This window comes from Streptomyces sp. GbtcB6 (assembly GCF_019091475.1).
Classification (GTDB): Bacteria; Actinomycetota; Actinomycetes; order Streptomycetales; family Streptomycetaceae; genus Streptomyces; species Streptomyces hyaluromycini.
The window spans coordinates 1-9,446 of the sequence record NZ_JAGXJL010000114.1; the positions used below are offsets into that span (position 1 = coordinate 1).

Below are 9,446 nucleotides of genomic sequence, written 5' to 3' on the forward strand. Positions count from 1 at the left end.
CTTGAACGCCTGTAGCCCGCCGGGCCGCTCGGTCAGCGGGACGACAGTCATGCCGTGCGCGCGGCGGGGCCGCAACCGTACCCGCGGGTCCCCGACCGCTGGCGCGCCGACGAGCTCGTCGAGCGGGACCTGATGTGCGGTCGCGATCGAGAGCAACAGCTCCAGTGTCGGTTTCCGTCCGCCGGACTCCAAGCGGGACAACGTGCTCACCGAGATGCCGGTTACCTCGGAAAGTTGGACCAGGGTCATCCCGCGCGCGTTGCGCAGCCCGGCCAGTCGGGGCCCCACGCCGGCCAACGTGTCCACGATCGTCTCGTCCACACCCCCAGCTTGCCACATCAGCAAAGGAACTTGCCAACGGTCGGACGACCGTCGCGAACCTCGTGTGCCCGGCACTGCAGGAATGCGATCTTGACCACACCGCGTTCATAGTATACTTTCTTAAAGTACCAGGCCCGAGAGGGTCTGCACATTCCCCACCTGCATCGAATGGGAGCTGAGTTCACATGGAGAATTTGACTTTTGAAGCCGAGGCCGCAGTCCGCGCCCTCCCTGCACGCATGTACGTAGCGCTCGATAGTCACGACGTCACCGGCTACGCGGGCCTCTTCACCGAGGACGGCCGGCTCGACACGCCGTTTGGCAAGCCGAACAGCCGAGCGGAGATCTTCGAGTGGACGGACGGCTACATCTCCGAGGGCAACGAGGACGGGGTCCGTCACTTCATCACCAACATCATCGTCGACCCGCACCCCGACGGTGCGCGGCTGCGCTGCTACATCCAGAAGTGGAAGGTCGACGTCGGCCCCACTGCCCTCGGCACCGGATCGCTGGACATCATCGCCGTCCGCGAGGGGTCCGAGTGGCGGATCAAGAGCAACACCATCTCCATCGACCCGCCGTACCTCGCTTGATCGCCGACGCCCATAACCGCGTCCCGACCCTGTGAGGCTGAGCCCATGACCACCACCACTACCACCACTGTCGTCTTCCGCAACGCCCGCGTCTTCGACGGCCACTCACCCGAGTTGCGCGAGGACTGCGATGTCGTCGTCGAGGGCGGGGTCGTCCGGACGATCTCGCCGAGCCGCAATGCGGCCTACGCCGATGCCGAGATCGTCGAGTGCGGCGGCCGCGTGCTCATGCCGGGCATGATCGACGCGCACGTCCACGTCTACGCCGCCGACGTGAACCTCCCGCGGGTCACCCACCTGCCGCGGACCTACACGGCACACTATGCGTCGCAGCTGCTAAGCGACTGCCTCGACCACGGCTTCACCACGATCCGCGACGTCGGCGGTGGTGACGTGGGGCTGGCGAACGCGCTGCGCGACGGTCTCGTGCGCGGCCCCCGGCTGTTCTACGGGGGCCGGATCATCAGCCAGACCGGCGGCCACGGCGACATGCGCCCCGGGGACGCCGACCTGGACGACCATGTGACACACGGCTGCGCGTGCCACGACGACATCTTCTCCGTGATCGCCGACGGACCCGACGCGGTTCGCGCCGCCGCACGCGAGGAGCTGCGCCGCGGTGCGTCGCACATCAAGCTGATGGCGTCGGGCGGCATGGCCTCTCCCACCGATCCGCTCGAGTTCTCCCAGTATTCCGACGACGAGATCCGCGCCGCAGTCGACGAGGCCACCCGCGTGGGCAAGTACGTCGCGGCGCACTGCCATCCCGACGAGTCGATCCGGCGGTGCGTCGCACTCGGGGTGCGTTCGATCGAGCACGCGAGCATGATCACCGACGACACGGCGCGGTTCGTCGCCGAGCACGGCGCGTTCACGGTGCCCACGATGGTGATCATCTTCTCGCTGCTGGAGAAGGACTCGCGCGACCGACTACCCAAGGCGAGCGTCGACAAGCTGCTCTCGCTCTCGGAGCACATGCTCGCCGGCCTCGAGACCATGCATCGCAACGGCGTCGACATCGGCTTCGGGACGGATCTGCTGGGCCATCTGCGCAAGGACCAGCCGCTCGAGTTCGAGATCAGGAGCCGGGTCCTGCCCGCGCTCGACATCCTGCGCAGCGCGTGTTCAGTCAACGCCAGGCTGCTGGGGCAGGAAGGCCGGATCGGGTGCGTGGCCGAGGGCGCGCTCGCCGACCTGCTCGTGGTCGACGGCAACCCGCTCGACGACATCCGCCTACTGTCACGTCCACGCGAGACACTCTCGGTCGTCATGGCCCGAGGCGAGTTCGTGCGACGGAGTATCTGACACCAAGAGAGGACTGCTGATGGGTGACGAAATCGACATGGGTGGCTCGGCCTCGTTCATGGCCACCACCGAGACGCACGGCGTCGGGGTCGTACACGGTTTCATCAACGGCGCCGCCTACGGTGAGATGGTCAGTGAGTCGCGGGAAGTGCGCCCGGGCGTCCTGGAGTATGAGGGCCGCCACCACTTCCTCGACGCCGACGGTTCCTCGTTGCGGACCCGGGACGTGAACACCGTCGTGACGGAGAGCAGCGAGTGGGCCAACGTCATGCACGTCGCGTACACGATCGACTCCGGAACGGGCCGGTTTGCCGGCTACCAGGGCACGTTTCACAGCGTCGGAGTGGTACTGAGCGGAAAGGACGCGTTCTCCGACGACTCGGTCGGGACCGTGCGGTTCAGCGGGACGATCAGCCGCCCCGGCTGATCATGACCGAGGTCGTTGCCCTGTCAGCGTGAACCGGGGCTGCGCGAACCGTGGGCCGTACGCGACCGGCGCCCGGGCGGGAGTATCCGCCCGGGCGAACTTGATCTGCACCAGCAATGCCTGAGGTCCGACAACCTCGATACCGCCTCGATCCCGGCGCAGTTGCCGAGCGGCGGCTGAGCCGCGCCGACCGCGGAACGTGTCTTCGAACGCACCCTAGGCTATCGGTATCGAACGGTCTGCTCCCGAAACCCCCAATCCTGGATCCACCGACGGGTATGGGCCCGTCGGTGGGGTTTGAATGAGAAAGTTCCCTTCGAGCTGCGATGACTGCTGTTGTCCAGGTAACATTCGCACAATCTCCATACTGAACAAACTCCTACTCGCAGGGAGTTTCAGGACCCATGCACGCTACGGAACTCAGCAGGCGTGGTGGTGCGATCAAGCCCTCGAAGAATATGGAAGATGGTAGTCATGCAGAATCTCAGTCTGCTGAATTCGATCGTCGGTCCGGTGATGCGCGGCCCGTCGAGCTCACATTCCGCCGGCCCCTATCATATCGCCAATACCATCCGACAATTGACCGCTGGATGCGGCGAATACATCGATTCCGTGCGCATCGGATTCAATCCGTCAGGATCCTTCGCGGCGGTGTACTCGAACCAAGGTAGCGACGAAGGCTTCGCTGCGGGTTTCCTGGGCATTCCGATTACCGATGACGCGTACCTCGACGCCCTTCGCAGGTTCCAATCGGGACAGTTGTACCCATTCACATTCGAGGTCACCACGCTCGTTCCGAATGATCACCCGAACCGAGTTCAGATCGATGTTCAAGTCAGGCAGACAGATGGGAACATCCGCTCCGACCGATTCCGCGCAGTTTCGACGGGAGGGGGAATGTTCGTGATCGATGACCTCAATGGACACTCGATCGAAGTAACGGGCACGGAGCACGTCGTTCTCGTGGAAGGTGATGCCGATGCAGTTCCGGATGCCCTCGCGCGGGAGGATCTCAATTGGCGCACAGCTGTCCGAGCATCCAACCGACTCTCGCAGTTCGCCTTTGCCGCGGAACTCTCCGCCGAGGCACTGGTGAGCATCGCAGGTCTCTCTGGAGTTGAACGAGTGCGCGTCACAGGCCCGTCCCAGCTGTGCGTGGCATCCACAGACACCCTGCTCGTTTCCGGTGCGGCACTGGGTGAACCCAACAACCTGGGTCTCGCTGAGAAGGCGCTCGAGCTCGAGAGTATCCGTCTGGGGCTTCCTCGTCATGAGGTACGTAGGCTGTTCGAGGAGCGCCTAGAGCTAATGCTGACGAGCGTCGAAAACGGTCTCCGCGCCGCCCCATCGAGCGACAGGATGAAATTCCTCACGCCGTCAGCCCTCCGTATCAAGAACGCCATTCTTCCGCCCATCATCGGCGCGGGGTTCCTACAGAACGCTATGTCTGCGGCCTTGGCTGTCATGGAGCAGGACACGAACAGAGGGGTCGTCGTCGCGGCTCCGACGGCAGGCAGTGCGGGCATCGTGCCCGGAGTCCTCTTCGCGCTGTCGCAGGTTGGCGTGGCCGAGTCGATGCTCGTCGACTCTCTCCAGGTGATGGCGCTCGTCGGTGGCGCCTTCGCCGCCCGTGGAAGCTTCGCTGCGGAGACGGGAGGTTGTTCTGTGGAGACTGGTGCCTCGGCAGCGATGGCGGCGGGCGGTATGTCCCACATTCTGGGGGCCGGCCCGCAGCAGGTCTTCGGCGCGGCAAGTCTGTGTCTGATGAATACTCTCGGATTGGTCTGCGATCCCGTGGGCGGCGAGGTGGAGATACCGTGCCACGCCCGCAATATCGCGGGAGTCTCACATGCCTATGCTGCGTCGATCGCGACGCTGGCCGGGTTCGATGCTGTGCTGCCGTTTGATGACGTGGTTCAAGCAACGGTCGACGTCGGCAAGCTGATGCATCCAGACCTGCGCTGCACGGGCCGAGGCGGGTGCGCGGCATTCTGCCCGGCGCCGAAAGGATCAGATGCAAGCGGGTCGAAGACCTTCGTCCCACTTACGTTGAAGAGCGGCTACAAAGATCGGTAACAGTCGACAGTCCGGGTGGCCGAGCAAATATTTCGGAGACGAAGAAACCGCTCGGATCAACATTATTCTGTCCCGCGATCTCGATCCGCGCGTTGCCGAATCTGGCTCATCGATGACTGCGGGTCCGACGACGTCGTCCCCCTACTCCGAACAGATCGCCGGTGCGCTGGGAACCGCGCATCTAGCCGATGCTCTGCACCTCGATGTCAAGCCGAGCAATATCCTGATCACCGACTACGACGATCCGCACTGACCGACTTCGGCATCGCCCATATCACCGGAGGATTCGAGACCTCGGTCGGCGCGATCACCGGGTTTCCGGCGTTCACCGCACCCGAGGTGAAGGGAGTGGGTCGGCCCGCACCAACTGGCGTGGATAGCGCGCCTGGAACGGGAGCTACCGAATCTGCGAAAAGCATTGGAATTCAGCGCTTCCGAACCGAACGAGAGCGCTGTGCCGATCACGAGCAGGCTCTATCTGTTCTGGGCACTGGGTGGCCGGCTCAGCGAAGGCCGCCACTGGTTGGAACGTGAACTCGCCCAGCCGATTCGGCCGCCGCAGGCATACCGAGCCAAGGCGCTCTTCGCCGCCGGCTCGATGGCCGGGCTACAGGCAGACCTGCCGACTGCTTCCGACAAACTACGAGAACTCGCAACCCTGGTCGACGACACAGCGGACCCGCTGGCCAAGGCACTTCTCGCCCATGCCGAAGCCAATATCTGCCTTGCCGGAAGCGATGTCGAAATCCAGCATGCTACCGACTTTCTGACCGAAGCGATTGCCCTGTACACCTCGCTCGGTGAACTCGGCTTGCAACTCGACGCCCAGATCTCGCTCGGATGGTGTTATTATGCCATTCGCGGCGACAGCGATCGAGCTCTTCCGCCCCTCGAGGAGGACCTCTGCCGGTCGGAAGTCCCGCCCGATCGTCCGTTCCTCTGGCGTGAGCAGGACGTTCTCGCAGCGCAGGTTCGCCGTTCTGGACACGCCGTTCCATCCCTCGGGCGCCATCGGCAGGCCCTGCTCGGTCAGCCACAACCACGCCGGCTCCGGCCCCTCCGACCCCTCAACGAAGAGCCGTTGCCGCTCACGCCAGCCCAGCCGGCTCAACTCCCGCTCACCGAACGCACCGTTGAGGTCAACCCACTCGACCTTCGGCTTCAGCCCGCTGGTCACCCTCGTGACCAGCCACATCACCGAAAGACGCTCGTAGCAGCCCGCAGCCTGGGCCCGCTGGACGGCCCACGCCCGCTCGGAGGCCACGTATGCCTCGACCTGCCCGACGGTATCCAGCGAGGCGTAGAAGACCCGGCTGTTCTTCGAGCGGGTCACCGCCCCGGCGACGCGACCGTGGCAGTAGCGGCCAAAGCGAAGCTGCTGGGTGGGCAGCTCGAACGTCAGCAGCGAGCCGCCCTCCTGCCGGCGCAGGGCGGAACTGAGCAGCAGCTGGACGAAGCCCGTGTTCCGCATCTCCGTCCGGGCCTCCCACCCTGGCGCCGGGACACCGGCGCGATCGTGGCCTCGCAGCCCGATATCCGACCACAAGCCCCAGGTCCGCGGCGTCAGCCACGACACCCGCGAGCTGACCGAGTCCGCGGCCCTGTCCTCCCGCCGCGAGACGTCCACGGGCAGCGGGTGCACCCTCGCCCACCGGAACAGCAGGGTGAACGCCGCAGCCTCCCGATCCCACTTCGTCCCGCTGATCTGCCCCGGGTTCTCCGAGGCTCGGCACCGCCAGTCCCGGAAATCATCCAAGTCCTGCCTCGTCGCATCCCGCCACTCGACATCGCGAGAGGACAGGAAGTCCAGCAACAGCCGAATATCCGTCGAGTAGTTCCGCTTCGACTCGCGTTCCAGTTTCCGGAACACGCTCGACCGGACGAAATCCAGCAGGCCCGTATCGATCATTCCGTCCGGCCGTACGTACACCGGATCTCCCGGCCGCAGGCCGATCCCGGCCACCGCCTCCGGCAGATCCTGTGCCCCCAGGACACCGTCAGCAGGGAGTGTTCCCCACTGCCCCGGATCCGGTACCCGCACCACATGCCACGTGCTCAACTGCTACCTCTCCTGACGCTTGAACTCACGCAAGCATCAGGGAAGTACCCACGACGGGAGCGACCTGGGCGCTGCGTAAGCCCGGATCCGACCCGGAAGCACCGATGCACGACTGCTTCGACGGGTTCTGGAGCGCGGGCCTGGACGACCTCACCGACACCGGACGCGCGGCGGTCGACGCGCTCAGCGGCATCTACGGACGCCCGCCGGTCCTGCTCACCCTCCACGACACGTAAGACCCGGCCGTCGGCCGCGGCATGCCGGTCCGTGCCGCGGCCGTCGGTCGGGGCGGGGTGGAACCGGCGTTTTCCAGGGCGAGATGGACGATGGCATGGCGCGGCAAGCGGCGGACCGGAACAATTGCGGCATGCGACCCGACCTCGCCGACCTGCTGGAGACCGCCGCCAGCCTGCTGGACAGCGCCGGCCCCCTGGAGCCGCTGCACGTCGCCGTCGGCGGCCGGGACGTCCGCATCACGTTCGCGCCCGGCGTTCCGCTGGCCGATCAGCGTGCGAGCGTCGACCGTCTCGCCGCCGCCACCGGATCCACGCCGACGCACTCCAACCTGGGGGCCGCCGCGGCGACTTACTGATCGTTTCAGAATGAGAAGTGCAGGCCGCGCGGCTGTCAGTCGTCGAGGCGTTGAAGGATCTGTGTGAACTCGCCGTTGTCGATCAGGCCGGTGAGGACCTGGGTCATGTTGCTGATGCCGGCATCGCGGACGATGAGCCCGTCCGAGCACCAGAAGTAGCGGCCTGCGAGGGCTTCCCCGCTCGCGGTCCATCGCTTCATGAGGATCTCGACCTGGGCGAGGGTGATGATGGTCGCGCTCCACCGGGAGCCGTCCTTGAGGTCGACGAAGACGTCGACGTTGTCCACGGACTCCAAGTCCTCGCCGGCATTCGGCAGGAACGCGGCCTCGAACTGCTCTGTGTGGACGCGGTACCAGGGTCCGTCCCAGCTGCCAGGCGTTGTGCTGTGGCTCATCGGGCGAGTGTGCCGGGCCGATTCGCCCTCCTCAACCGCTTTGTTCTGGCACGCTTCCGGCGTGAGCAGCGATCTTGTGCCCGATGACCTGTGGGAGCGGATAGCCCCGCTGATTCCGACCCGGCCGCCGCGGCGGCACCGGTTTCCCGGACGGAAGCCGGTCGACGACCGTACTGCGCTGGCCGGGATCGTGTATGTCCTGCGCAAGGGCGTGTCCTGGGCAGACGTCCCGTCCGAACGGATCGGCTGCTCGGGGGTCACCTGCTGGCGGCGGTTGCGGGACTGGACCGAGGCCGGGGTATGGCTCCGCCTGCATGAGGCACTGCTCGTCGAGCTGCGGCGTGCCGGCCTGCTGGACATGGATGACTGCGCGATCGACGGCTCGCACGTCAGGGCGCTCAAAGGGGGGCGCACACGGGGCCATCGCCGGTCGACCGCAGCCGTCCCGGCAGCAAGCACCATGTGATCGTCGACAGCCACGGCACCCCGCTCGCCGTCTCCCTGACCGGCGGCAACCGGCACGACGTCACCCAGCTCATCCCGCTCCTGGACGCGATTCCGCGCATCCGGGGCCGACGCGGCCGCCCCCGCCACAGGCCGAAGCGCCTGTACGCCGACCGAGGCTACGACTTCCGCAAGTACCGCCGACTCCTGTGGGTCCGCGGCATCGTCCCGAAGATCGCCCGACGCGGCGCCCCGCACGGCTCCGGCCTGGGCAAGACCCGTTGGGTGGTAGAGAGAACCTTCGCGTGGCTGCACCAGTTCAAGCGCCTGCGCATCCGCTACGAGACACGCGCCGACCTCCACCAGGGACTCCTCCAACTCGCCTGCGCCATCATCTGCTTGAGACGGCTACGCACCGCATTCTGAAACGATCAGTTACACCTTCAGCGCGGAGCTTCCCGGCTCCCTGGTCCTTGTGGTCGGCACCCACCCCACGATCAGCCGGCCCCGTCCGTGCCGGGTTACCTCCACGCAGGCGACCGCGGAACTGCTGCGCGCGCTCGCGCCCTGGGGCCGGGCTCTGTCCAGCAGCTGCGTCGACGTCTGTGAACTCACGGCGCAGGACGAGGAGGAACGGCTGACCGTCCAGCTCGTCGTGGAGAGCGACGGCGATCCCGGGGAGACGCTGCGCCTGGCCGCGGCGGGTACGACCGGCTTGCGGCGGTGCCACAAGAACGTGGCCGGGCTCGATGCCCGCGGCCGACTTCCCTCCGGCGAGGCCGTGATGGTCAGCGTCATGTAGAGACCCCCGCCAGGCCTCGGTCCTGCGTGTCTCGTTCGGTCCGAACTCGGCACCGGAAGGGAGAGGACGGCGGGCCCTTTGCCCGGCTCGGCCGTTGTCACCACGGACATCCCCCATATGAAAGGCGCCTTCCATGGCCACAAGTGCCCGCACGGCGCAGGACCTCGCCTTCCACGCCCGGCACTACGTCACCGCGGTCGCCGAACAACTGCTGGCCGAGAGCGTCCCCGTCCGTGCCGTACACGCCTGCGGCCCGTACACCGAGCCGGGCCAGACCTTCGTCGACGTGGAGGGCGGCATCACGTTCACGGACCGCGTCGACGACCAGCTGGGCGGCCACGACTGCGGCCTGCACTGAGTGACTCTGTCGGGAATCTTGAGGACGGGCGTCACTTCCCTTGGCGCCACCACAGCGGCCGGGGTAAGTCTCTT

Annotated in this window: 12 protein-coding genes; 9 read left to right on the forward strand and 3 right to left on the reverse strand. The window is 66.2% G+C overall.

Translation table 11 applies throughout. The features are described 5' to 3' along the window. On the reverse strand, window positions 1–339 hold a 339-nt coding region (locus KVT45_RS53915), incomplete at its 3' end, for a helix-turn-helix domain-containing protein (protein ID WP_217562288.1). 167 nt (window positions 340–506) lie between these two features. Here KVT45_RS53915 and KVT45_RS53920 point away from each other — a divergent pair. The 4 genes from KVT45_RS53920 (at window position 507) to KVT45_RS53935 (ending at window position 4,722) form a co-directional block, all read left to right on the forward strand. Beyond that, a complete protein-coding gene (locus tag KVT45_RS53920; RefSeq protein WP_302832715.1) occupies window positions 507–914 on the forward strand; it encodes a nuclear transport factor 2 family protein in 408 nt (135 codons plus the stop codon). 45 nt (window positions 915–959) lie between these two features. Next, window positions 960–2,219, forward strand: coding sequence for an amidohydrolase family protein (locus KVT45_RS53925; RefSeq protein WP_217562292.1), 1,260 nt, complete (start codon window positions 960–962; stop codon window positions 2,217–2,219). A 19-nt stretch (window positions 2,220–2,238) separates the two neighbouring features. Further along, window positions 2,239–2,646, forward strand: a complete 408-nt coding sequence (locus tag KVT45_RS53930) for a hypothetical protein (protein ID WP_217562294.1) — start codon at window positions 2,239–2,241, stop codon at window positions 2,644–2,646. A 474-nt stretch (window positions 2,647–3,120) separates the two neighbouring features. Continuing rightward, window positions 3,121–4,722, forward strand: a complete 1,602-nt coding sequence (locus KVT45_RS53935) for an L-serine ammonia-lyase, iron-sulfur-dependent, subunit alpha (RefSeq protein ID WP_217562296.1) — start codon at window positions 3,121–3,123, stop codon at window positions 4,720–4,722. A gap of 640 nt (window positions 4,723–5,362) precedes the next feature. Here the strand turns inward: KVT45_RS53935 and KVT45_RS53940 are convergent. Continuing rightward, window positions 5,363–6,781 (reverse strand): integrase, encoded by a 1,419-nt coding sequence (locus KVT45_RS53940; protein WP_254648711.1) that lies wholly within the window; start codon window positions 6,779–6,781, stop codon window positions 5,363–5,365. Window positions 6,782–6,885: 104 nt separating this feature from the next. Between KVT45_RS53940 and KVT45_RS58000 the strand changes: the two genes are divergently transcribed. Together KVT45_RS58000 and KVT45_RS53945 are read left to right on the forward strand one after the other, a co-directional pair. After that, a complete protein-coding gene (locus KVT45_RS58000; RefSeq protein WP_302832716.1) occupies window positions 6,886–7,017 on the forward strand; it encodes a hypothetical protein in 132 nt (43 codons plus the stop codon). A gap of 131 nt (window positions 7,018–7,148) precedes the next feature. Then, window positions 7,149–7,373: a hypothetical protein gene (locus KVT45_RS53945; RefSeq protein ID WP_217562298.1), complete on the forward strand. Its 225-nt coding sequence runs from the start codon at window positions 7,149–7,151 to the stop codon at window positions 7,371–7,373. A 35-nt stretch (window positions 7,374–7,408) separates the two neighbouring features. On the opposite strand, the gene KVT45_RS53950 is transcribed toward KVT45_RS53945, so the two are convergent. Further along, window positions 7,409–7,768, reverse strand: coding sequence for a hypothetical protein (locus tag KVT45_RS53950; protein ID WP_217562301.1), 360 nt, complete (start codon window positions 7,766–7,768; stop codon window positions 7,409–7,411). Between the two features lie 61 nt (window positions 7,769–7,829). On the opposite strand from KVT45_RS53950, the gene KVT45_RS53955 reads away from it, so the two are divergent. The 3 genes from KVT45_RS53955 (at window position 7,830) to KVT45_RS53965 (ending at window position 9,372) form a co-directional block, all read left to right on the forward strand. Continuing rightward, a protein-coding gene (locus KVT45_RS53955) for an IS5 family transposase (protein ID WP_308311166.1) occupies window positions 7,830–8,638 on the forward strand; the annotation gives its coding sequence in 2 pieces (ribosomal slippage) (window positions 7,830–8,178 and window positions 8,178–8,638; 810 coding nt in all). 49 nt (window positions 8,639–8,687) lie between these two features. Then, window positions 8,688–9,014: a hypothetical protein gene (locus KVT45_RS53960; protein WP_217562305.1), complete on the forward strand. Its 327-nt coding sequence runs from the start codon at window positions 8,688–8,690 to the stop codon at window positions 9,012–9,014. 133 nt (window positions 9,015–9,147) lie between these two features. Then, window positions 9,148–9,372 carry a hypothetical protein gene (locus KVT45_RS53965; protein WP_217562307.1) on the forward strand — a complete coding sequence of 75 codons (225 nt, stop codon included), beginning with the start codon at window positions 9,148–9,150 and terminating at the stop codon, window positions 9,370–9,372. Window positions 9,373–9,446: the final 74 nt, after the last annotated feature.

Coding starts and splice junctions, on each gene's coding strand:
- KVT45_RS53920 (WP_302832715.1), top strand. CDS start 507: ATGGAGAATTTGACTTTTGAAGCCGAGGCCGCAGTCCGCGCCCTCCCT.
- KVT45_RS53925 (WP_217562292.1), top strand. CDS start 960: ATGACCACCACCACTACCACCACTGTCGTCTTCCGCAACGCCCGCGTC.
- KVT45_RS53930 (WP_217562294.1), top strand. CDS start 2,239: ATGGGTGACGAAATCGACATGGGTGGCTCGGCCTCGTTCATGGCCACC.
- KVT45_RS53935 (WP_217562296.1), top strand. CDS start 3,121: ATGCAGAATCTCAGTCTGCTGAATTCGATCGTCGGTCCGGTGATGCGC.
- KVT45_RS58000 (WP_302832716.1), top strand. CDS start 6,886: ATGCACGACTGCTTCGACGGGTTCTGGAGCGCGGGCCTGGACGACCTC.
- KVT45_RS53945 (WP_217562298.1), top strand. CDS start 7,149: ATGCGACCCGACCTCGCCGACCTGCTGGAGACCGCCGCCAGCCTGCTG.
- KVT45_RS53950 (WP_217562301.1), bottom strand. CDS start 7,768: ATGAGCCACAGCACAACGCCTGGCAGCTGGGACGGACCCTGGTACCGC.
- KVT45_RS53965 (WP_217562307.1), top strand. CDS start 9,148: ATGGCCACAAGTGCCCGCACGGCGCAGGACCTCGCCTTCCACGCCCGG.